The sequence below is a fragment of the Pseudofrankia saprophytica genome, from assembly GCF_000235425.2.
GTDB classification, from domain to species: domain Bacteria; phylum Actinomycetota; class Actinomycetes; order Frankiales; family Frankiaceae; genus Pseudofrankia; species Pseudofrankia saprophytica.
Genome location: NZ_KI912266.1, coordinates 3,836,584 through 3,856,766, shown reverse-complemented (window position 1 = coordinate 3,856,766; position 20,183 = coordinate 3,836,584). Strand labels below are relative to the sequence as shown.

General features: G+C 70.9%; 22 protein-coding genes. 10 read left to right on the top strand and 12 right to left on the bottom strand.

What is annotated here, in order from left to right; all coding sequences use genetic code 11:
- Positions 1–1,231: serine/threonine-protein kinase (locus FRCN3DRAFT_RS44750; protein ID WP_483414350.1), on the bottom strand; the 1,231-nt coding region annotated here is incomplete at its 3' end.
- A gap of 181 nt (positions 1,232–1,412) precedes the next feature.
- Between FRCN3DRAFT_RS44750 and FRCN3DRAFT_RS0216110 the strand changes: the two genes are divergently transcribed.
- Positions 1,413–2,270: an NAD-dependent epimerase/dehydratase family protein gene (locus FRCN3DRAFT_RS0216110; protein ID WP_232794056.1), complete on the top strand. Its 858-nt coding sequence runs from the start codon at positions 1,413–1,415 to the stop codon at positions 2,268–2,270.
- A 58-nt stretch (positions 2,271–2,328) separates the two neighbouring features.
- Positions 2,329–3,141, top strand: coding sequence for a class I SAM-dependent methyltransferase (locus FRCN3DRAFT_RS0216105; protein WP_007520736.1), 813 nt, complete (start codon positions 2,329–2,331; stop codon positions 3,139–3,141).
- Between the two features lie 187 nt (positions 3,142–3,328).
- On the opposite strand, the gene FRCN3DRAFT_RS49535 is transcribed toward FRCN3DRAFT_RS0216105, so the two are convergent.
- Positions 3,329–3,664: a tetratricopeptide repeat protein gene (locus FRCN3DRAFT_RS49535; protein WP_027140640.1), complete on the bottom strand. Its 336-nt coding sequence runs from the start codon at positions 3,662–3,664 to the stop codon at positions 3,329–3,331.
- Positions 3,597–5,438 carry a tetratricopeptide repeat protein gene (locus FRCN3DRAFT_RS51535; RefSeq protein WP_084174255.1) on the bottom strand — a complete coding sequence of 614 codons (1,842 nt, stop codon included), beginning with the start codon at positions 5,436–5,438 and terminating at the stop codon, positions 3,597–3,599. Before FRCN3DRAFT_RS51535 ends, FRCN3DRAFT_RS49535 begins: the two co-directional genes overlap by 68 nt.
- Before the next feature lie 266 nt (positions 5,439–5,704).
- On the opposite strand from FRCN3DRAFT_RS51535, the gene FRCN3DRAFT_RS0216075 reads away from it, so the two are divergent.
- Positions 5,705–6,052, top strand: coding sequence for a hypothetical protein (locus FRCN3DRAFT_RS0216075; RefSeq protein ID WP_131803617.1), 348 nt, complete (start codon positions 5,705–5,707; stop codon positions 6,050–6,052).
- Between the two features lie 172 nt (positions 6,053–6,224).
- Here the strand turns inward: FRCN3DRAFT_RS0216075 and FRCN3DRAFT_RS0216070 are convergent, their stop codons facing one another.
- The gene (locus tag FRCN3DRAFT_RS0216070) at positions 6,225–6,638 is read right to left on the bottom strand and encodes a hypothetical protein (protein WP_198535984.1); all 414 of its coding nucleotides are present in this window, start codon (positions 6,636–6,638) and stop codon (positions 6,225–6,227) included.
- 243 nt (positions 6,639–6,881) lie between these two features.
- Here FRCN3DRAFT_RS0216070 and FRCN3DRAFT_RS44740 point away from each other — a divergent pair, with 243 nt between their 5' ends.
- A complete protein-coding gene (locus tag FRCN3DRAFT_RS44740; protein WP_007518708.1) occupies positions 6,882–7,394 on the top strand; it encodes a UTRA domain-containing protein in 513 nt (170 codons plus the stop codon).
- Positions 7,391–8,047, top strand: coding sequence for a YdcF family protein (locus FRCN3DRAFT_RS0216060; RefSeq protein ID WP_007518709.1), 657 nt, complete (start codon positions 7,391–7,393; stop codon positions 8,045–8,047). The genes FRCN3DRAFT_RS44740 and FRCN3DRAFT_RS0216060 overlap by 4 nt, the downstream gene beginning before the upstream one ends.
- A gap of 608 nt (positions 8,048–8,655) precedes the next feature.
- On the opposite strand, the gene FRCN3DRAFT_RS0216055 is transcribed toward FRCN3DRAFT_RS0216060, so the two are convergent.
- Positions 8,656–9,624 carry a quinone oxidoreductase family protein gene (locus tag FRCN3DRAFT_RS0216055; protein WP_198535983.1) on the bottom strand — a complete coding sequence of 323 codons (969 nt, stop codon included), beginning with the start codon at positions 9,622–9,624 and terminating at the stop codon, positions 8,656–8,658.
- Positions 9,625–9,690: 66 nt separating this feature from the next.
- Between FRCN3DRAFT_RS0216055 and FRCN3DRAFT_RS44735 the strand changes: the two genes are divergently transcribed.
- Positions 9,691–10,185, top strand: a complete 495-nt coding sequence (locus tag FRCN3DRAFT_RS44735; protein ID WP_007518713.1) for a MarR family winged helix-turn-helix transcriptional regulator — start codon at positions 9,691–9,693, stop codon at positions 10,183–10,185.
- Between the two features lie 109 nt (positions 10,186–10,294).
- Here FRCN3DRAFT_RS44735 and FRCN3DRAFT_RS0216045 read toward each other — a convergent pair whose 3' ends face one another.
- The gene (locus tag FRCN3DRAFT_RS0216045; protein WP_007518715.1) at positions 10,295–11,137 is read right to left on the bottom strand and encodes an SDR family oxidoreductase; all 843 of its coding nucleotides are present in this window, start codon (positions 11,135–11,137) and stop codon (positions 10,295–10,297) included.
- A 126-nt stretch (positions 11,138–11,263) separates the two neighbouring features.
- Between FRCN3DRAFT_RS0216045 and FRCN3DRAFT_RS0216040 the strand changes: the two genes are divergently transcribed.
- Positions 11,264–11,863 carry a TetR/AcrR family transcriptional regulator gene (locus FRCN3DRAFT_RS0216040; protein WP_007518716.1) on the top strand — a complete coding sequence of 200 codons (600 nt, stop codon included), beginning with the start codon at positions 11,264–11,266 and terminating at the stop codon, positions 11,861–11,863.
- A gap of 49 nt (positions 11,864–11,912) precedes the next feature.
- On the opposite strand, the gene FRCN3DRAFT_RS0216035 is transcribed toward FRCN3DRAFT_RS0216040, so the two are convergent.
- Both FRCN3DRAFT_RS0216035 and FRCN3DRAFT_RS0216030 read right to left on the bottom strand, forming a co-directional pair.
- Positions 11,913–12,506 carry a Fic/DOC family protein gene (locus FRCN3DRAFT_RS0216035; protein ID WP_232794054.1) on the bottom strand — a complete coding sequence of 198 codons (594 nt, stop codon included), beginning with the start codon at positions 12,504–12,506 and terminating at the stop codon, positions 11,913–11,915.
- A gap of 8 nt (positions 12,507–12,514) precedes the next feature.
- Positions 12,515–13,108, bottom strand: a complete 594-nt coding sequence (locus tag FRCN3DRAFT_RS0216030) for a type II toxin-antitoxin system antitoxin SocA domain-containing protein (protein ID WP_007518719.1) — start codon at positions 13,106–13,108, stop codon at positions 12,515–12,517.
- 295 nt (positions 13,109–13,403) lie between these two features.
- Here FRCN3DRAFT_RS0216030 and FRCN3DRAFT_RS0216025 point away from each other — a divergent pair, with 295 nt between their 5' ends.
- Positions 13,404–13,889, top strand: a complete 486-nt coding sequence (locus FRCN3DRAFT_RS0216025) for a pyridoxamine 5'-phosphate oxidase family protein (protein ID WP_007518721.1) — start codon at positions 13,404–13,406, stop codon at positions 13,887–13,889.
- Between the two features lie 114 nt (positions 13,890–14,003).
- Entirely contained in the window at positions 14,004–14,753 is a 750-nt protein-coding gene (locus FRCN3DRAFT_RS0216020) for an enoyl-CoA hydratase-related protein (protein ID WP_007518723.1), read from the top strand.
- 19 nt (positions 14,754–14,772) lie between these two features.
- Here FRCN3DRAFT_RS0216020 and FRCN3DRAFT_RS0216015 read toward each other — a convergent pair whose 3' ends face one another.
- The 4 genes from FRCN3DRAFT_RS0216015 to FRCN3DRAFT_RS44725 all read right to left on the bottom strand — a co-directional run bounded on the left by FRCN3DRAFT_RS0216015 (position 14,773) and on the right by FRCN3DRAFT_RS44725 (position 19,249).
- A complete protein-coding gene (locus FRCN3DRAFT_RS0216015) occupies positions 14,773–16,263 on the bottom strand; it encodes an aldehyde dehydrogenase family protein (protein ID WP_007518725.1) in 1,491 nt (496 codons plus the stop codon).
- Positions 16,264–16,294: 31 nt separating this feature from the next.
- A complete protein-coding gene (locus FRCN3DRAFT_RS0216010) occupies positions 16,295–17,116 on the bottom strand; it encodes an SDR family NAD(P)-dependent oxidoreductase (protein ID WP_007518728.1) in 822 nt (273 codons plus the stop codon).
- Positions 17,113–18,057 carry a pantoate--beta-alanine ligase gene (locus FRCN3DRAFT_RS44730; protein ID WP_051466911.1) on the bottom strand — a complete coding sequence of 315 codons (945 nt, stop codon included), beginning with the start codon at positions 18,055–18,057 and terminating at the stop codon, positions 17,113–17,115. Before FRCN3DRAFT_RS44730 ends, FRCN3DRAFT_RS0216010 begins: the two co-directional genes overlap by 4 nt.
- 100 nt (positions 18,058–18,157) lie before the next feature.
- Positions 18,158–19,249: a dihydrodipicolinate reductase gene (locus tag FRCN3DRAFT_RS44725; protein WP_007518732.1), complete on the bottom strand. Its 1,092-nt coding sequence runs from the start codon at positions 19,247–19,249 to the stop codon at positions 18,158–18,160.
- A gap of 270 nt (positions 19,250–19,519) precedes the next feature.
- Here FRCN3DRAFT_RS44725 and FRCN3DRAFT_RS0215995 point away from each other — a divergent pair, with 270 nt between their 5' ends.
- Positions 19,520–20,140 (top strand): TetR/AcrR family transcriptional regulator, encoded by a 621-nt coding sequence (locus FRCN3DRAFT_RS0215995; protein ID WP_035924824.1) that lies wholly within the window; start codon positions 19,520–19,522, stop codon positions 20,138–20,140.
- The last annotated feature ends 43 nt before the right edge of the window (positions 20,141–20,183 follow it).

Sequence of the window (20,183 nt, the reverse complement as noted above, 5' to 3'; positions counted from 1 at the left end):
CCGGGTCCCGCCGGGCCGCGGCCGCGAGCCGGGCGGCGTCGACGTCGTCGGGCCGGGCGCAGACCAGCACGATCAGCGAGGGATGCCCGGGTGCGGTCGGTTCCGGTTCCGGTTCCGGTTCCGGCTCGGGCTCGTCGAGCAGCCAGTCCGGCCTGGGCAGCTCGGCCTCGGCCTCGGCTGGGCCTCGCCGGCCGGGGTATTCGTCGCTTGTCGAGGCCTCGCCGTCGTCGCCGGGCCTCCCGGCGGTGGCCGGCCGCGGGACGACACCGGGCGGTCTGCTCGCCAGCTCGTCGAGGGCCGTACGGAGTGCCGGACCGCCGTAGCCGGGCAGCACGTCGTCGGTGACGACCAGCCGCGCCGGCCGCCCGGTGGCCGGCAGGCCGGCGGCGAGCTGCGCGGCCACCATCGCGGCGAGGCGCCGGCAGTCCTCCGGCGCGCCCTCGACGGCGCCGACCGCGGGCAGCGCGGCGAGGTCGAGCAGGACGAGCCCTCGCCACCGGCGCCGCCCGGACACGCCGACGGCGACCAGGACGCCCGGCGCGGCCTCGCCCGGCGTAGGGCTGGCAGCGGCCAGCAGCTCGGCGCGTCCCGCCGTCCAGCGGCCGGGCCCCGCCGGGCGCCACGGCGCCCTCAGGCCTTGCCCGCCGTCCCGGCCGGACGGGTCATCGTGGCCCCGCGCCGTGCCCGGTCCGGACCGGGCGGGCCGCACCATCGCGCCGACACCCACCCGCGCCGGGCCGACGGTCAGCAGATACGGCCGGCCGGGCGGGCGGACGCCGGCCACCGCGGCAAAGGAGCGCGCCCGCAGCGCCGGCACGCCGGCGTCGAGCAGCACGGCCGCCGCGAACCGTACCCGCAGCCAGTAGCCCGCCGGCCGCCACGCCACGGCCGCGAGGTCGAGCACGGCCCGGCGCAGCGCGCGGGCGAGCCGGCCGGCGGCCCGCTTCCAGCCAACCGTCCTGGAGAACCACTGGGCGCCGGCCAGCGCCAGCACGACCACCACCGCGATGGTCAGGCCGACGAGGATTCCGTGCCGGTGGGTGGCGAACAGCCCGGTGGGGCCGAACAGCGCCGCGCCGGCGGTCACGGTCGTCACCGGCGGCCCGGTGAGCACAGCCGCCACCGGCTGGGCGGGCGCGGAAACGCCCGCGTCGTCGTCGAGGCCGCCCTGTCTGCCGTCGCCCACGATGGTCCGCCGCCCCTGGGAGGTGTCACGACCAGGTGTATCCATGCGGACGATACCGAGCCGATCCGGCTCCCCCGTCCGCGTCGCAAGGCCCTTGGGTGAACGTTGGCGCGCATCAGATCTCCAGGGCCGCCGTCAGGTGCCCGGCGGCCGCTCCGCGGCGCCCGGTAAATGGTTCGCCGGGACGGATGAGGAGCTGGTTGGCTGTGCCGCTGTGCGGGTTCTGGTGACCGGGAACCGAGGCCTGGTGGGCCCGGCTGTCACGGCGGCGTTGACGTCGGCCGGGCACCACCCGGTGGGATTCGACCTGGCGGACGGTCACGACGTGCGCGACGCCGCGGATCTCGAGCGGATGTCCGCGGGCTGCGACGGGATCGTCCACCTGGCCGCCGTCGACGAGCCGGTCGACGAACCGGATCTGGCGCGGTTCGGACCCAACACCACCGGAACGGACGCGCTGGTGTTCGAGACCAACGTGCTCGGGACCGGCAACGTGCTGCGAACCGCCGAGCGGCGGGGCATCGCCCGCGTGGTCGTCCTGAGCAGCGTGGACGTGCTGGGATGCTTCGGCGGCGCCAGGCCCGACTATCTTCCGCTCGACGACCGGCATCCCGCGCGCCCGGTGGGGGCGTATGGAATGTCGAAATGGCTGGTGGAGCAACTGTGCGCGGCGGCCACCGCCGCGACCGGTGTGTGCACCGTGTGCCTGCGCCCGCCGGGGGTGTTCACGGAGGAGATCTACGCCGGGATAAGGCAGGCCCGTCGAGACGATCCGGCCTTCGAATGGTCCCCCTTCTGGCAGTACGGCGCCTTCCTCGACGTGCGGGATCTCGCGTCCGCCGTGGAACGGGCACTGACGGCCCCGCTCACCGGGCATCACCGGCTGCTGCTGTGCGCGGCGGACATCTCCTCCGCGCACGACGACGCCCGCACCCTGGCCGAACGGCTGCTCCCCGACGTCGAGTGGCGGGGCGGCCCGGAGTACGACACCGACCCGTTCCGCGCGCTGGTCGACGCGTCCGGCGCCCGCGCCCTGCTGGGCTGGGCGCCGCGGCACCGCTGGCGTCCCGCCCGCGTGGTGTAGTGCGCCGCCACCACGACGACGGTTGGGGAAGGGACGACGGTCGGGGAAGAATGGCGCGATGACGGGCTCGGAGCGGCGTGACCTCGGCGGAGTGTTCAACGAGGTCGCGGAGCTCTACGACCGCGCGCGGCCGGGCTATCCCGACGAGTTGTTCGCGGACCTCGTCTCACTTGCCGCCATGGGCGAGGAGTCGTCGGTGCTCGAGGTGGGGTGCGGTACGGGACAGGCGACCCGCTCGCTGGCGGCGCTCGGCTACTCGGTGACCGCCGTCGAGCCCGGGGAGGATCTGGCCGCGCTGGCTCGTCACCGGCTCTCGACGTTCCGTGACGTCAAGGTCGAGACGTCCACGTTCGAGGAGTGGAACGATCGCGGGCGCCGTTTCGATGTCCTGGTGGCCGCGGCGGCATGGCACTGGGTCGACCCATCGATCGGCTGGCGGCGAGCCCACGACCTGCTCCGACCCGGCGGGTGGATGGCGCTGCTCGGCCACGTCGTCGTCCGCCGGCCCGGAGAGCCGGAGGTGTACGCCGAGACCGCCGACCTGCACGAACGATTCTCCCCGGGCAACCCCGACTGGGGCCACCCGCCGGTCGAGGACGAGGTCCGCGCGACCGGCGAGGGCTGGGGACTGGTCAGCGACCCCGGCGACCTGTTCGGGCCACCCACCGCGCGCTGGTACCGGACAGAGCAGTGGTTCGACGGAGACGGTTTCGCCGATCTTCTCCGCACGATGTCGCCGTACCGACGACTCCATCGCGACGTCCGGGAGCCGTTGCTCGACGCGATCGCCGAACGCATCCGCACGCGCCTGGGCAACCAGGCATCACGTCGCTACCTGAGCGTTCTACGCCTTGGGCAACGCGCCGACTGAGCCCAGGCTGGGCTTCCGGTGGGGGTTGGCTCTGAGATCGTTAAAACGTTCCCGGAGTGACTGCGTTCTTGTCCGCCAGAGCGAGGAACGAAACTAGTCAAGCCCCTCATCGGATCCGGCCAAAGCCTGTGGGTCGGAACACGGACCTACTTGGCCGTCAACGTCCATACGTCCATTTGTATGGAGGTCAAGCTTTGCTGGCTTTGGCCAGTCTCCGGGCCGCCCTATGCTCACCCAGCCCGGTCAGCGCGGCCACGAGGCTGTTCGCAGTGGCGAGGGTGTCGGTGTGGTCGGCGCCCTGGACACGGCGCTGTCGCTCAAGGGTGTCTTCGGCCAAAGGCCGCGCCGCCTGATAGTCACCCAGCCCGTTCAACGCGAGGGCCAGTTTGGTCGCCGTGGCGAGGGTGTGGGGGTGGTCGGCGCCCAGGAGGCGTCGTCGTCGCTCAAGGGTGTCTTCAGCTACCGGCCGCGCCGCCAGACAGTCGCCTTGCCCGAGGAGCGTGAGGACGAGATTGGTCGCCATGCGGAGGGCGTCGGTGTGGTCGCGCCCCAGGGCCACGGGGCTGTCGTTCAAGGGTTTCTTCAGCTACCGGCCGCGCCGCCTGATAGTCACCCAGCCCGTTCAACACGGCGACGACGTTGTTCGCGGACACGAGGGTATCGGGGTGGTCGGCACCCAGGAGGCGTCGTCGTCGCTCAAGGGTGTCTTCAGCTACCGGCCGCGCCGCCAGACAGTCGCCTTGCCCGAGGAGCGTGAGGACGAGATTGGTCGCTAAGCGGAGGGTGCGACGGTGGTCGGCGCCCAGGACACGGCGCTGTCGCTCAAGGGTTTCTTCAGCTACCGGCCGCGCCGCCTGATAGTCACCCAGCCCGTTCAACACGGCGACGACGTTGTTCGCGGACAGGAGGGTGTTGAGGTGGTCGGCGCCCAGGGCACGGCGCTGTCGGTCGAAAATGTATTCGGCCAAGGGCCGCGCCACCGCATGGTCACCTAACCCGATCAACACGGCGACGACGCTGGTCGCAAACACGAGGGTGTGGGGGTGGTCGGGGCCTTGGACGCGGCGCTGTCGGTCGAGGGTGTCTTTGGCCAAAGGCCGCGCCGCCTGATAGTCACCCAGCCCGTTCAACGCGGCGACGAGGTTGTTCGCAGCTATGAGGGTATGGGGGTGGTCGGGACCCTGGACGCGGCGCTGCCGATCGAAGGTGTCTTCGATCAAAGGCCGCGCCGCCTGATAGTCACCCAGCCCGTTCAACGCGGCGACGAGGTTGTTCGCAGCTATGAGGGTATGGGGGTGGTCGGGACCCTGGACGCGGCGCTGCCGATCGAAGGTGTCTTCAGCCAAAGGCCGCGCCGCCTGATAGTCACCCAGCCCGTTCAACGCGGCGGCCAGGTTGGTCGCCGTGGCGAGGGCGTGGGGGTGGTCGGCGTCCAGGACACTCCGCTGTCGCGTGAGGGTGTCTTCGGCGAGGGACCGAGCCGCCTGACAGTTTCCAATTCCGATCAGCGCGGCGACGAGACGGCCGGCGGTGTGGAGAGTGTCGGCGTGTTCGGCGCCGAGAACACGCCGACGTCGAACGAGGGTGTCTTCGGCGAGGGACCGAGCCACTTGCCAGTCGCCCAGTTCGACCAACGCCTTGGCTAGATCGTTCGCGGTGGCCAGAGTGTCGACGTGGTCAGCACCGAGCGTGCGGCGTTGATGGTTAAGCAGTTCCTCAAGGGTTTCGCGGTCGTTCGGAATAGCCGGTAGCGCGGGGCGGTCCGATTGATTGGCGGGATAGGCCGGTTCGTTGGCTGGAGCGTTGATTCGGCGTACGGGGAAGTCGGGGGGCACGGCGGGTTTGGCGCGGCCGGTGAGTGCGCGGTCAACGTGCTTGAGAAGGTGCTGGCTCGCTTGATCAGGATCCAAGTCGAACAGATCGATCGAGACGATCCCGCGTAGCAGCCCTGGCCGTCGGCAGTCCTCGACCCGTACGGGCAGCAGCTTACGCGCGAAGCCATGGGGATCCGCCGCGTGCGCGGCCTGCCACTCATTCTGGCCGTAGACCGAGGACAGGTAGGCGGTGGACAGCACGGCGACGGTGCGTCGGGCACCTTCCATGCCCTGCTGCATCCGGATCTGCCAGTTCGTCCCCGCGACGAAGTCCCATGCCTGGACGAGGACGCGGTAGCCCGCTGCTTCCAACTGCCAGGAGATCCACTCCGCCCACGTCTGATCAACTGCCGTGTAGGAGACGAAGAAGTCCCAGCCCTCGGAACTGCCTTCGACTGCGCCTCGGCCCCCTCTGTCGATCACACGACCAGTGTCCCATCAGCCCGCAACCACGTGGTGGCATCCCGACGGCGTACGGCGTCCGCCCGTAGCGGTCTTAAGCGCGGGTTGAACCTGTGCTAGCTGAAGCAAGCAGTCCGGGAGCGGCCTATGGCTCGCTTCCGCTGTCGTCTCGGCGCGGGCTAGGAGCCTGGACGTCGCGGCAGCCCTAGTCCTGGCGGCTGTCGCCGTACCGGCCAAGAATCCAGCGAGGCGCATTCTTTGCGAGGTAAGAATCATAAGACGGAGACGTGTTCGCTGCGCGATTTTCCTGGCTGAGATTTCGGGCGCCACCCCGCGCCACCCCGCGCGACCTGGCCGGGGCGGTCTCGATGCTGCCGGCGCCGTTCCTGGTCGACCACTTCGCGTCGCGGCCGGGCGGCAGGACGGCGGTCCCCCTGGTCTTTCAACAGTTCCTGGCCGGCGTCGGCGACACCGCGGCGGTCCCGGTCCGGCCGCCGTGCCCGGTGCATGACCTGGCCGACGCGCTGACCACGCCCGGCGACACCGGCGTTGAACGCGAGTCCCAGATCTGGTGCGGCGCTTCCAACGTCCATCTGCTGGACCCCGCCACGCTGGAAAGTAGGTCACAGACATGACTCCCGGGCCGCTGCCCACCGACGCGGGACCGCACAGCCTGCCCTACCTGTCGGCAGACGCTCACGCCACCCTCGACTCCTATATGGCGTATATGGCGTATATGGCGCTGATCATCGGCTACACCAACCATGTCCTCGTGATCACCAGGTTCCGAGTCGGCGAGGCGGACGTTCAGTGGCCGGAGGCCACGAACCTCAACAGCGCGACGAGGGCAACCTCGGCGACCAGCCCCGCGCACGCCTGCACGAACGGCGGGAGCCTGCGGACCGGTGCAAAGACCCGGACCAGCATGGTGGACAACACGGCGCCAGCCACTACCGGCAGCCCCAGCACAGCCGCCCCGAACACCAGCACGTCGTCTGACTGCGGTCCCCACACGGCGGGGTCGTCGGGCCTCCCCGCCAGCGGTACGTAGAGCACGAGAAACACGACCACGACCAGGCAGGCGCCGAGGGCCGCAGCCCACAAGAACGGCCACCAGTCCACGTCCCGCAGTGAGTACTCGGGCGCTCCCCACGATCGACGTGGGTAATCGGGGCCTCGCATGTCGTCGTCTCCGTCGGCCGACATGCCCTCATTCTCCACGATCGGTCTCTCCCGCGTCGTGGCAGATGCGGGTAGCCAGGTCAGCAGCGGTCGACGCCGACATAGATCGGATCAAAACGCTTGGCTGCGTGTCCGAACACCGACCGTCCAGTCCTTCCTAGGAAGGTTCCCCAGCGGTGACACAACCTTCCTAGGAAGCATTTAGACTCGGGCCGGCCTCGGCCGCCCCTGCGCCGGCTCGGCATCGATCGATACGACAAGGCGAAATGGCGTGACGCGGACGTGGTGGCCTTCGCGGCTGCTCGCGAGGCCTCCGGGCGATCGTGGGAGCCCTCCGACCAGACGCAGACGGTGAACCGGATTCCAGCGCCCGACAGAGTCGCCGCCACCCTCGGCCTACCGTCAGGCGCCCATGTGTACGAGCGCGCCCGAATAGTGCGCGAGCAGGGCGAACCCACCCACACGCTCACCAGCTACTACCGACCTGAGCACGTAAAGGGGACGCGCCTGGTCGACACGACCGCCGGACCGGCTGGACCAGGCGGTGGGTTCCGGGTCCTGTATGAACGAGGCCTCGAGATCGCCCGGATGGTAGAAGATCTCCACGCGAGGATGCCCACGCCAGAAGAGGTCACGACGCTTGAGCTGCCGCCCGGCGAACCCGTGGTCGAGCTGCACCGGACGACGTCCACCGCGGACGGAGTTGTCGTCGAATACGCCATCGGTATTCACGCCGCGTCCCGGTTCGCCTGGTCATACGAGTTCGACGTGCCCGACTCGGGAGCGCGCCGATGACCCCGACGCTGGCGCCCGCGATCCGTGGACCAGTGGAAGTGCTCTGGACCTACCACAACCTGCGGCACGAGCTGCGGACCGTGGATGTGGGCATCGGCCTCGGTAGCCACGACCTTGGCGTGGCGACCTACACCGCCGACCTGCACGAGCGTGGCCTGTTCCCGCTCATCGTGTTCACCGGGGCGAACGCCCCCACGACCATCGGCGCCTTCCCACGGGGCGAGGCGGTCCACTACCGTGAGCACACTCTTGTTCTCGGTGTCCCGGACTCGGCCGTTCTGGTCGAGCCGACCGCCCGCAACACCGGCGAGAACATCACCCGCTCCCACGACCTGCTGCGCGCCCGGGGCATCGAGCCGCAGTCCGTGATGTTGATCTCCCGGCCCTACCAACAGCGCCGGGCCTACGCCACCTGCCGCAGGCTCTGGCCGGACGTCGAAGTTCTCTGCGCCTCCCAGCCGCTCGCCCTGGACGACTACATAGCCAGCATCGGGGACGTCGGTCGGGTGGTATCGATGCTGGTCGGCGACACCCAACGGATCTGGATCTACGCAGAACGTGGCTACGCCATATCTCAGCCCGTTCCGCACGAGGTTCACGAGGCCTACCGCGCCCTCGTCGCAGCCGGCTACACGACCCGCCTGATCGCCTGATCCGGCTTCGGCCCGACTACCTCGACGACGCGCCAGCACTCGCCGGGTAATCGATCAGCCGATCCGCCCGGACACTGGCGACACCATCCTTCGCAACCAGAATCATGATCGGGCGGGATCGCCAGGGACAGAGCGAGGAACCCTAATTACTCAGGTCTCGCATCGGATCCGGTCATGGGTTGTGGGGCGGATCCCGGCTTCCCGCCCGCCACAGCCCATGGATGGATGGGCGGGCAGCGCGCAGCGGCGGCCGGTCGCTTCTAACCCGCGTCGCGGCGGGCGCCAGCAGGATCCCGGCGTCGGGTCAGACGTCATGGGCGCGAAACGGCGCTGGTTGTGACTCTGACGTCGGACAGGACGAGCACGCGGCCGCACGAGCGCCCGGACGGCGCCCCGACCGAGCCCGGGCCGGGCTCCAAGCGGGGTTGACTCCGCGATCGCCAAGGCAATTCCACGGTGATTGCGTTCTTGCGTGCCAGGACGCCAAACATCCCACCGGATCATGACTCGGTCGCGTTACTGGTGGTCTCGTGGAATTGTCGCCGCCCGCGGCCCGGCCGACCGCCCGACGGCGTCGAGCACCCGGCCCGACCGCCGCGTGCGGGCATTTACCCGACGCGGACGATGCTCTTGCCACGGGTGGCTCCGCCCGCCAGATCCGCGATCGCGGTCTCGACGTCGCCCAGGTCGTATTCCGCGGTGACGTCGATGCGGACCGACCCGTCCGCTACCAGGCTCATGGCGCGGGTGGCGCTGTCGGCCAGCTTCGTCGGGCTGGTCTGGCTGGCGAGGTTGCTGTTGTACGTCATCAGGGACTGCCCCCGGGCCAGCAGGTCGTTGGCCGACACGGTGACCGGTTCGAAGGTGGCGATGTTGCCGTAGGCCACGATCCGGCCATGCGGGGCCAGCCGCTCCAGGCTCGCGACACGGGCAGGGCCGCCGATCGGGTCCAGGATGGCGTCGAACGTCTCCCCGCCCAGGGCGTCGGGAAAATCCTCGCGTACCAGCACCTGGTGGTAGCCGAACCGGTGGGCGTAGTCGACCTGGTCGACGTTGCCGACCACCCCGACGATGCGGGCCGCGCCCGCCACGGCGGCGAACTGCGCGGCCTGCGAGCCGACTCCGCCGGCGGCGGCGTGGATCAGCACGCTGTCCCCGCGCCGAACGGAGGCGACGGAGTTGATCACGTCGTAGGCGGTCGGCGTGACCCATCCGAACCCGGCCGCCTCACGTGGGCCGACTCGCTCGGCGTTGATCGCCAGCACGGCGGGCGCGGTCACGATCTCGGCGTAGCCTCCGCCCCCGAGCAGCGCGGTGACCCGTTCGCCCAGTCGCGCGTCCGCCACGCCCTCCCCCACCGCGACGATCTCACCCGCTGCCTCGAAACCCGGCACGAACGGGCGCGGGACGGGGAAATGACCCGCGCGCACGAGCACGTCGCCGTACTGCACTCCCGCGTAGGCGACCCGGATCGCGACCTCACCGGGACCGGGCACGGGTTCCGCCACCTCGACGACCCGGAAGCGGTCATCGACGTCCAGCGCGACGGCCTTCATCACATCAAGCCCCTGTCTCAACTCAGTATCCTGACACTTGGAACCCAATCCGTATCAGGCATCTGAGTCAACTAAGAGGTTTGTGACATGACCGAAGCGCCGGTCGAGGAATATTTGTGCAGCCGCATCCGCCGCGCCGAGCAGGCTCTGACCGGTCACCACGAAGCGGTGCTGCGCCGATACGGGCTGACCATGCCTCAGTACACGGTGCTGCTGGCCCTGTCGCGCGAGGAGGCCATGTCGGGAGCGCAGCTGGCACGGGCGTGCGGGGTGACGCAACAGAGCATGGCCAGCGTGCTGACCGGCCTCCAGAACAAGGGGCTCATCGGTCGTCGGCCGTCACCCGTGCACGCGAAGGTCCTCATCGCGACGCTCACCGACGCCGGCCACGACCTCCTCGACCGTGCCTACCAGGAGGTGATCGTGCTGGAACGCGCCCTCACCGATCGGTTCACTCCGGCGGAGCACCAGCAGTTCTGCGACCTGCTCGACCGCGCCACCGCCACCCTCGTCGAGCAGACCCCCGAACGCACCGGACGCGCCACGCACGCGCGCTCCACCTCGGCCCCGTCCGAGGAATAGCAGGGAAGCCGCCCCAGATCGGGCGGAACCCAGGCGTATCGCGGGCGTCCTGAGGCCGCAGCCGACGTCGGGCGTCGGGCGTTCGAGGGCCGTGGCCGGCGTCGGACGCTCAGCGTCCCGACGGGGTGAGATTCACCTGTCCGGTCGAGACCGCGGCGACCGCGCCACCGTCGACGAGCAGGTCGATTCCGGTGATGAACGAGGCCGCGTCCGACAGGAGGAAACCCGTCGCCGCCGCGATGTCGTCCGCCGAGCCGAGCCGGCCGGTGCCGGACGCCGCGACCATGGCACGCATGCCGGCGCCGGACTCGCCGGCGAGCTCCTGCTGGCCCATCTTGGTGGAGATGACCCCCGGGCTGATCGAGTTGACCCGAGCGCCCCGCGCGCCCCAGGACACGCTTGCCGCCCGCACCCGCAGCTGGTTGGCGCGCTTGGCGAAGGAGTAGGCGTAGCCGGCGGACGGGAAGGCGTCCACCGCCGTGGACGGGAGGCCGAGCAGATCCTCGGTCGGCGCGCCCGCGAGCTGCGCCTCGACCTCGCGTGCCGACGGCGGAACGAGGTGACCGGACATGCTCGAGATGACGACGCCGGCACCTCCGACGGTGATGACCTCGCCGAACGCGTCGAGCACGAGCGCCGTGCCATACAGGTCGACCTTCAGGATCGCCTCGATCGGCGCCTGCGCGGGAGACAACCCGGCGGTGTGGACCACCTGGCGCACCGGGCCGAGCTCGGCGGCTGCCCGCGCGAGCGCGTAGACGGACTCCGGGGACGACACGTCCACGACCTGGGACACCACCTGCTGGCCCTCGTCGCGGAGGGTCTCGGCGGCCTCGGCCAGCGCCGTCTCGTTGTAGTCGGCCAGTAACACGGTCTTGCCCGGGCCGACGCGGCGGCTGATGGCGACACCCATACCGCCCGTACCGATCACGACAAGCACCTCGTTCGGCATGCGTTCAGCTCCCAGCGCGCTCAGTCACGAGACGCATTGTGTTACGAGACGATTTGTCTCGGAACAGGGACTATATAGGGCCTGACCTGCCGACCTCCACCTCTCCTGGACTCCTAGACTCGTCGGATGACGGGTGGGCGCCCACGCAGCGAGACGTCGCGGCTCGCGATCCTAGGCGCCGCACGCGACCTGTTGCTCGAACGCGGCTATGAACGGCTGACGATCGACGCCATCGCCGCCCGAGCTGGCGTCGGCAAGCAGACGATCTACCGCTGGTGGGCGTCGAAGAGCGCCGTCGTCGCCGACGCCGCGCTCGAGGGCGATCTGGCTCCACCGCTCGTCCCCCCGCCTGACACGGGCGACATCGAGACCGACCTTCGCGGCTGGCTGCGCGCCTGGACGCAGCGGCTGACGACGGCCGAGAGCACGAGCTTCATCCTCGCCCTCACCGCCGCGACCGCCGACGACCGCGCGGTCGCCGACGTCCTGTACGACCGCTTCACCCAGCCACACGAGCAGCTCCTGCGAGACCGGCTCGAGCTCGCCCGGGAGGCCGGTCAGCTCGCGCCGGACGCCTCGGTCCCGACGATCGCGGGCGTGCTCATCGGCTCGATGCTGTACCGCGTGCTCAGCCGCCAGGCGCCGCCGATGGCGGACGACGCCGACCTGGTCGTGCGTCTGGTGTTCAACGGATCAGGAAACCACGGTCGCCGCATGAGCTCCTGACGTGATCCACATTCCGTCCGCGTACCGCGTGGCTATTCGTACCGCGTGGCTATTCCAGCCGGGGCTCGATCGCCGGAGCGAGAAGCCTGATCAGCGCGTGCGGCCTGGAGGTCCTGAGGTACTCCCGACAGGCCTTGTCGTTCGAGCGTCGTTCGAGCGACTGCCAGGCGATCGTCCAACCCGCGTGCGCCGCCAGCTGACGAAGGAACGCGCGCTGCGTCCGCCCGTTGCCCTCCCGGAACGGGTGGATGGCGTTCAGCTCGCCGTAGACCGAGGCGAAGGCGACGACGAAGTTGTCCCACTCCAGCGGGACCAGGAACCTGCGCACGGCCAGCTTGCCGAACAGCTCGTCCAGCCGTTCGGCGACCTGCAGCGCGTCGCAGAACGACACCTCGCCCTTCGAGATGTTGCCCGTGCGCAGCTGGCCCGCCCAGTCGTAGACGTCCCGGAACAGCAGGCGGTGGAAGCGGAGCAGGTGGGCGACGTCGTACGCGCCCGGAACGACGGACGCGGTGAGCTCGGCCGTGCGGATGCCGACGAGCTCGTGCTCCGCCTTGCTCAGCTCCTCGGAGTCCCGGATGTTGAGCAGGTTGCGCAGGCAGGTCGTGCCCGGCCAGCAGTACGGGTCCTCATCCATATCCATGGCCGCCGTCACGACGTGCCGTACCGGAGGATCGTCTCCGCGACGATGTCGTCCGCCGCGCGTGTCCCGGCGGCAGCCTCACGCAACCGGTCCACGGCCTGCGGGCCGAACTCGTGGCCCTCGAGGCGCGCGCTGCCCACGGCGACGGACACCGCCACCTCCGGAGAGGTGCGAAGCCGGCCGTAGTAGTCGGCCATCACCGTCGGATCGATCACCTTGGCGGAGCGCCGGACGACCAGACGCCCCTTGCGGGCCAGCCGCCACGGCGCCTCGGTGCGGACGGTCCGGGACAGCTCCCCCTCGGAGAGCGGGGCATACGACCGCGCGGTCCGCTCGATCACGGCCCGCCCCCGGGAGCCGAGCCGCCGCGGGTCGCCGGCCGGCCATCCGGGCGCCTCGTACTGACCGCGGTGCTGGTCGTGCAGCCGGCGAACCACCGGCCCGCTCATCCACGCCTCAATGTCGTCCTCGAACAATCGCTCGCGGTGGTCAGCGAGATGCCAGGCCTGCGCGTAGTAGACGAGCAGCTGAAGCCGCGCGGTCCGCATCGGGCCGACACCCTCCAGCAGGTAGGCGGCGACGTCGTCGACGTTCTCCGCCATCACGCCCTCCCGCCCGGACGGTGACCATGCAGACGCGGCCGCTCGGGCAGGCACGACCGGGTTGCCCTCGGTGCGGCCCCACGCCCGACCACGCACATTTTAGGGCGAACTGACGTCGTTTGACGCGCTGACCTCGGGATCCGCGAGGACCGGCGGGCCCGTCTCGCCGCGCGCACCGCGGCGGACCGCGCGACAGACTGTCTCATAAATCGATACGTTTCGAGCGGCCACGCGTCGTCGGCCGGCCAGCACCGCGTCCCGACGTGTCCACCGGAGTCCGAGGAGCGAGGCAACCATGCGGTCCGAACTGATCGACACCCAGCGGCGGGGACGCAGGATCTCCCTGAGCGGCGACGAGGTCGACGCGCTGCTGACCGAGCAGCGGGTGTGCCGGGTGGCGACCCTCACCGCCGGCGGGCCGCCGCACGTCAGCCCGCTGTGGTTCGTCTGGGACGGCGGCTCACTGTGGCTCTACTCGATCGTGCGCAGCCAGCGGTGGGCCGACCTGCTCCGTGACCCGCGCGCCGCGGTCGTCGTGGACGCCGGCGGCGACTTCGGCGAGCTGCATGGCGTGGAACTGCGCGGCCGCTTCGAGCCGGTGGGCGAGGCGCCCCGCACCGGCGAGACCGACGTCCCCGAGCTGGCGACGCCCGAGCGGCTGTTCGCCGCCAAGTACATCGCCAATCCGGACGGGTCGATGTACCACGACGGCCGGCACGCCTGGCTGCGCCTCACGCCAGAGAAGGTCGCCTCCTGGGACCACCGCAAGATCAGCTTCTGACGGTCGTCCGCGCGGTCGCCGGACGCACGGTGACCAGACGCACGGTGACCGAGATCGCGGTAGCCGAGATCGCGGTGGCTGGGAGCACGGTTATGGAGAGGTGGGGGTAGCGCGGTGAGCGTGGTGACCAGCCGGCACGGCCGGGTTCTCGTCATCCGGATCGACCGGGAGGAGAAGCGCAACGCGCTCAACGCGGCCGTCACCGCCGGCATCGACGAGGCGATGAACACCCTGGAGGACGACCCCGAGCTGTGGTGCGGCATCCTGACCGGCGGAACGCGGGTGTTCTCCGCCGGCGCCGACCTCGCCAGCGGGCCGGGCGAGCCGACGGAGCGCGGCGGCCTGGTCGGGCTCATCCACCGGCGGCGGGCCAAGCCGCTGATCGCCGCGGTCGAGGGCCTGGCGCTCGGCGGCGGCGTCGAGCTCGTGCTCTGCTGCGACCTGGTGGTCGCCGCCCGCACCGCCCAGTTCGGGCTGCCCGAGGTCAAGCGCGGGCTGATGCCGGACTTCGGCGGCGCGTTCCGGATCACCCGGGTGCTCCCGCGCAACGTCGCCTACGAGTTGCTCGCCACCGGCGACAACCTCACCGCCGACCGCGCCGAACGGCTCGGCTTCGTCAACCTCGTCACCGAGCCGGGCGCCGCCCTCGACGGCGCGCTGGCGCTGGCCGAACGGGTCATCGCGAACGCGCCCCTGGCCGTCCGCGCCGCGCTGGACGTCGCCCACCATGAGGTCTCCCCCGACGAGACCGCCAGCTGGGCGCGCAGCGACGCCGCCCACGCCCGGCTGCTGGAGACCGCGGACCTCGCCGAGGGCATCGGCGCCTTCTTCGAGCGCCGCCCGCCCCGGTGGTCGGGCCAGTGACGGCGCCGGCGCCGGCGCGTTAGGCGACGCCCTCGCTGATGATCTTTACTTCGGTGTACTCCTCGAAGCCGAGGGTGCCCATCTCACGGCCGACGCCGCTCTGCTTGTAGCCGCCGAACGGCACCTCGCAGCTGAAGTACATGCCGCCGTTGACGTTCACGACGCCCGAGCGGATCTTCTCGGCGATCGCGCGGGCCCGCGCGGCGTCCGCGCTCTCGACCGTGCCGGCGAGGCCGAAGATGGTCGAGTTGGCGATCCGGACCGCCTCCTCGTCGGTGTCGAACGGGATGATGACCAGAACCGGGCCGAAGATCTCCTCCTGCGCGATCCGGGAGTCCGGGTCGACGTCGGCGAAGATCGTCGGTTCGACGTAGTAGCCGCGCTCCAGGTGGGCCGGTCGGCCGCCACCGAGGACGAGGCGGGCGCCCTCGGCCTTGCCGAGCTCGATGTAGTCGAGCACCCGCGCGCGCTGCCTGGCGTTGATCAGCGGGCCCATGTAGGTGTTCGGGTCGGCCGGGTCGCCGTAGGGGATGGAACGGAACGCGTCCGCGACCTTGGCGATCGTTTCCTCGTAGCGGGAGCGCTGGACCAGCAACCGGGTGTTGATCGAGCATCCCTGCCCGGCCTGCGCCAGCGACTGGTAGGCGATCATCAGCGCGTTCGTGTCGATGTCGGCGTCGTCGCACTGGATCCAGGCGGACTTGCCGCCGAGTTCCAGGAAGACCTTCTTGACCGTGCCCGCGGCGACGGCCATCAGGTGCCGCCCGACCGCCGTCGACCCGGTGAAGCTGATCAGGTCGACCCGCGGGTCCTCGGCCAGGAGCTGGGCGACCGCGTTGTCGGACGTCGGCACGACGTTGAGCACGCCCGGGGGTAGGTCCGTCTCCTCGGCCGCGAGCCGGCCCAGCGCCGTGGCGCTCCACGGGGTGTCCGGCGCGGGCTTGAGGATGACGGTGCATCCGGCGGCCAGCGCGAACGCCGCCTTCGCCAGGTTGACCTGCATCGGCGCGTTCCACGGCGTGATAGCCGCGACCACCCCGACCGGCTCGCGGTACTGGTGGCGCCGGCTCATCCGGCCCATCGACTCGCCGATGCCCAGGTCACGGACGAACTCGTAGCCCTCGGCGAGGTCCGCGGCGTAGGTGAGGTTGTCCAGGGCGCGGGCGAACAGCGGCACGTCCAGGCTGACGTTCGTCGCGCCGACCTCCGCGCGGATCGTCTCCCGCAGCTCGGGCTCGTGTCGCAGCAACGCGGTGTGCAGCTGGCGCAGGCAGCGGACCCGCAGCTCGACGTCGCGCGCCCAGGTGCCCTCGTCGAATGCGGCCCGGGCGGCGGCGATCGCGGCCCGCATGTCCTCGGCCGTCGCGTCGGCCGCGACCCCGACGACCTGCTCGGTCGCCGGGTTGACGTTCTCGTAGGTCCGACCGCCGGTCGCCGGGCGTAACTGGCCGCCGATGAGCAGCCGCTCCTCGACGAACAGGCCGGACGGGGTGATCACGGGTGTCGACATGCGTTGCTCCTCGGCAGGTGGATCGCCGGCCTCAGCCGGCGCTGGTGGCGGCGTTGGGGGTAAAGCGCTGCAAGGTGGGTTGGAAGCCGGTGGCTCCACCGTCGACGGTGATCTGGGTGCCGGTGACGTACTTGGACTCGTCGGAGGCCAGGTACACGGCGGCGGCGGCGATGTCGGCCGGCTCGCCCAGCCGCGGGAGTACCAGCATGCCGCGGATGACCTGCATGTACTCCTCGTCGGCGAGCAGCCTGCGCATGCCCTCCTCGCCGGTGTAGATGAATCCGACGATGATCGCGTTGGCACGGATGTCGGCGGCGCCGTAGTCGGCGGCGAGCTGGCGGGTCAGCACGTTCACGCCGCCCTTCGCCGCCTGGTAGGCGGGCCGGGAGCGCAGCGAGCGCAGGCTGGACGACGCCGAGATGTTGACGATCGAGCCGCCGCCCGCGGCCCGCATGTGCGGGATGGCGTACTTGCAGGCCCACATCGTGCCGTTGAGCGCCGTGCGGACGATGTAGTCCCAGTCCTCGGTCGAGATCTCGTCGACGTGGTTGTCGCGGCCGCTCGCCGTCACGTCGGTGGCGGCCGCGCTGTTGACGAGAGCGGTGATCGGGCCGTAGGTCTCGACGGTGGTTTCCACCGCGCGGGCGACGTCCTGCTCGGCGGAGCTGTCGGCCTCGACGTAGGTGACGGCGAGGTCGCCCGCGCGCAGCGTGGCCTCGAGCTCCTTGCCTCGGGTCGGGTTGCGGCCGGTGAAGGCGACCGACGCGCCCTGCTCGGCGAACATCCTGACGACGCCGGCGCCGATCCCGGCGGTGCCGCCGGTGACCAGCGCGACCTTTCCTCGCAGCCTCATTCCGCGCCTTTCGTCGTGTCGTTGCCGGTCGGGGTCGGGGCTGGAGCCGAGGCTGGAACCGGGCCCGTGCCGTCGCCGGCCGGAACCGGGGCGGCCTTTCCCGGGACGGTGACGCCGATGTTGTCGACCAGCGGGGTGTCGCCGAAGGTGGCCGAGACGAGCAGCCGGACGTCGCCCGCGAGGACGTCGAGCGGGCGCAGCGTGTCCGCCTCGACGGCGTGCGCGTAGTCCACGGGGGCGACCTCGCCGATCCGGTCGGCGACCAGACCCGTGACCACCTTCGCGTCGCGCTCCCCTGCGCGGACCAGCTCGGCGGCCTCGCTGAGCGCGCGGTGGATGACCGGGGCGGCGGCGCGTTGGGACGGGGTGAGCCGCACGTTTCGGCTCGACCTCGCGACGCCGTCCGGCTCGCGCACCGTCGGACAGCCCACGACCGTGGACGGCGCCAGCAGGTCCTCGGCCGCCCGCCTGAACAGGACGAGCTGCTGCCAGTCCTTCTCGCCGGAGTAGTTCCTGCACGGGCCGGCGATGTTCAGCATCGTGAACACCATCGTCGCGAGAATGCTCGCGTGATCGGGCCGGAGCAGGCCGGGCAGGTCAGGCACGAGCTCCGGCTGGCTGAGGAAGGTGACTGGACGCCGCCCGTACAGGTCGTCGCGTCGCATCACCAGGAAGAGATCGACGCCGGCGGCCGCCAGTAGTTCCTTGTCTCGGTCGATGTCGCGCTCATAGACCTGCGCCGACACCGGCGTCCAATCGAGCTGCACCACGCCCGCGTAGAAGAGGGCCACTACGTCGTTCTCGCGCCGGGCGCGTTCCACCAGGGACAGGTGGCCCTCGTGGATGGCGCCGCTGGTGCCGACCATGCCGACGGTCCGGCCCGCGGCCCGGTGGGCGTCCAGCAGTGCCCGGGTTTCCCGGTAGTCGTGCAGCGTCCGCATCGCCGAGCCCGTCGCGCTGGCCGAGCCCGTCATGCCGCACGGCCTGTCGCGCTCGCGGAGCCCGTCGCGCTCGCCGTGCCTGTCATGCCTGTCGCCGCGCTCACGGGCGCGTCGCCGCCGGCTTCGCCACCGACGTGGCGCGGTGCGCGAGGGTGACGGCGCGCGGCGCCGGCACGTCGAGGACGGTCTTCGTCCCCGGCTCGGCGGCGACGAGGATCGGGATGACGTTGACGGCGCGGGCGGCGTTGAGTGCCGAGACCGGCTCCAGGTCCGGGTCGAAGGCCAGGTCGAACACGCAGGTGATGGTCGGGACCCCGCTGATCTCGACCTTCCAGTTGGGCTCGTCCTCGCTCACCCGCCAACCGGGCGCCAGGCCCAGGCCGACCGTCTGCTCGTTGACGACCTCGTAGAACGGCACGTCGCCGTCCGCGCCGGTGTACGCGGTGAACGTCCAGCGGGCGCCGGCGATCGTGCCCTTCTTCACCTCCAGCCCGCTGGGGTGCAGCACGGCGTCCTCGAGTGCCGCCGCGTACTCCTTCCTGGTCACCCGCACGTCGGTCAGCTCGAATCCGAGACCCGCGGCGACGATCTCCGCCGACTGGCGGATCCCCCAGATCCAGCCCTGGTCCGCCTCGGTGGGCGACTGGTCCTCCGGAACAGGCAGGCCCATGCCCAGCGCCCCCTGGAGCTGCTGGGCGCCCGGGTAGTGCGGCACGTAGTCGCTCTGCCAGCAGCGGATCTTCTCGACCTGGCCGGTGTAGCCGGAGACGAACAGCGGCAGCACGTCGCTGACCAGCCCTGGGATGTTGCCGCCGGCGAGGAACGACGAGCCGCCCTCGGCGCACGCCCGGTCGAGGATCTCGCGCTCGGCGGGGATGAAGGGCGGCCACCAGCCACCCATGCTCGAGTAGACGTTGGTCCCGGCGGCCAGGAACCGCGCGATGACCTCCGGCTCCCAGGTCAGCGAGTGCCAGAGCACGCAGTCCGCGCGCAGCGCGACCAGCGCGTCGACGTCCCGGGTCGCCGCCAGCCCGACCGGCCCGATCCCGACCAGCTCGCCGACGTCGCGCCCTTCCTTCTCCTCGTGGTGGACGAGGACGCCGACGAGTTCCAGGCCGGGCTCACCGGCCAGCAGCCTGATCGCCTGCGACCCGACGCCCCCCGTGTAGCAGACGACAACCCGAATGCCCATCTCGCTCCTCCCCTTCGTCACGTCCGTCTGGTGTCACGTCCATCCGGCGGGGCGCGGCCGGCCAATCGTCATCAGGCGTCTCCGGCTGGTCAATCGGCGTTCAGGAAGCTGAACATCTGTACAGTCGCGGAAGTTCGGAAGGGAGACGGAACGAAGAGGTAGCGGAGCAGCAGGGCGGAAGCGCAGTAGGCAGCGCGGAAGCGCGGTAGACGGAAGCGCAGGAGAGAGGAGCGGCGGCCAGTGGAACGCGGATCAGAGGATGGGACACCGGTGCGGCCGGACGACCTCACCGCCAAGGCGCGCATCCGCAACGCGGCCTTCGCGTTGATCGCGCAGGATGGCGTCGACGCGGCGACGGTGCGTGCCATCGCCCGCCGGGCGGACGTCTCGCCCAGCCTCGTCCTCCATCACTTCGGCTCGAAGCAGGGCGTCGTCGACGAGGTCGCGGCCTGGGTGGCCGACGTCCTCGGCGAGGTGACGCGGGATACCGACTCCACGGTGGGTCCGGCTGAGGCGCACCGCCGCCGCCAGCTTCGGTTCGAGCGGATGACCATCGAGGCGCCGCTGCTCGGCGCCTACCTGCGCCGGATGTTGCTCGATGGCACCGAGAACGGCCTGGAATGGTTCACCCGGGCGGTCGAGGCCTCGGTGGCCGGGTTGAGCCAGCGCGAGGCGCTCGGCATAGCCCGGCCGTCGGCCGACGTCCGGGTGACGGCCGCGATGTTGGCCCTGCTGGGGTTCGCGCCGGTGCTGCTCCGGCCGCATCTGGAGCACGCGCTACGGCTCGACTTCGACGACGAGAACGACCGACGGCGGTGGCGCGCCGCCGAGACGGCACTGCTGACCTCGGCGCTCTACCCCCGCGGCGCCCTCCCGGACGCCTCGGCCTGAGTCGTCGCGAGTCGATGACGCCCGCGGGCCAGATCCGGACGCC

Bases quoted from the DNA above. Each gene is read 5' to 3' on its own strand.
- FRCN3DRAFT_RS0216105 (WP_007520736.1), top strand. From the start codon at position 2,329: ATGACGGGCTCGGAGCGGCGTGACCTCGGCGGAGTGTTCAACGAGGTC.
- FRCN3DRAFT_RS49535 (WP_027140640.1), bottom strand. From the start codon at position 3,664: ATGGCGACCAATCTCGTCCTCACGCTCCTCGGGCAAGGCGACTGTCTG.
- FRCN3DRAFT_RS0216060 (WP_007518709.1), top strand. From the start codon at position 7,391: ATGACCCCGACGCTGGCGCCCGCGATCCGTGGACCAGTGGAAGTGCTC.
- FRCN3DRAFT_RS44735 (WP_007518713.1), top strand. From the start codon at position 9,691: ATGACCGAAGCGCCGGTCGAGGAATATTTGTGCAGCCGCATCCGCCGC.
- FRCN3DRAFT_RS0216045 (WP_007518715.1), bottom strand. From the start codon at position 11,137: ATGCCGAACGAGGTGCTTGTCGTGATCGGTACGGGCGGTATGGGTGTC.
- FRCN3DRAFT_RS0216040 (WP_007518716.1), top strand. From the start codon at position 11,264: ATGACGGGTGGGCGCCCACGCAGCGAGACGTCGCGGCTCGCGATCCTA.
- FRCN3DRAFT_RS0216035 (WP_232794054.1), bottom strand. From the start codon at position 12,506: ATGGATATGGATGAGGACCCGTACTGCTGGCCGGGCACGACCTGCCTG.
- FRCN3DRAFT_RS0216030 (WP_007518719.1), bottom strand. From the start codon at position 13,108: ATGGCGGAGAACGTCGACGACGTCGCCGCCTACCTGCTGGAGGGTGTC.
- FRCN3DRAFT_RS0216025 (WP_007518721.1), top strand. From the start codon at position 13,404: ATGCGGTCCGAACTGATCGACACCCAGCGGCGGGGACGCAGGATCTCC.
- FRCN3DRAFT_RS0216015 (WP_007518725.1), bottom strand. From the start codon at position 16,263: ATGTCGACACCCGTGATCACCCCGTCCGGCCTGTTCGTCGAGGAGCGG.
- FRCN3DRAFT_RS0216010 (WP_007518728.1), bottom strand. From the start codon at position 17,116: ATGAGGCTGCGAGGAAAGGTCGCGCTGGTCACCGGCGGCACCGCCGGG.
- FRCN3DRAFT_RS44730 (WP_051466911.1), bottom strand. From the start codon at position 18,057: ATGCGGACGCTGCACGACTACCGGGAAACCCGGGCACTGCTGGACGCC.
- FRCN3DRAFT_RS44725 (WP_007518732.1), bottom strand. From the start codon at position 19,249: ATGGGCATTCGGGTTGTCGTCTGCTACACGGGGGGCGTCGGGTCGCAG.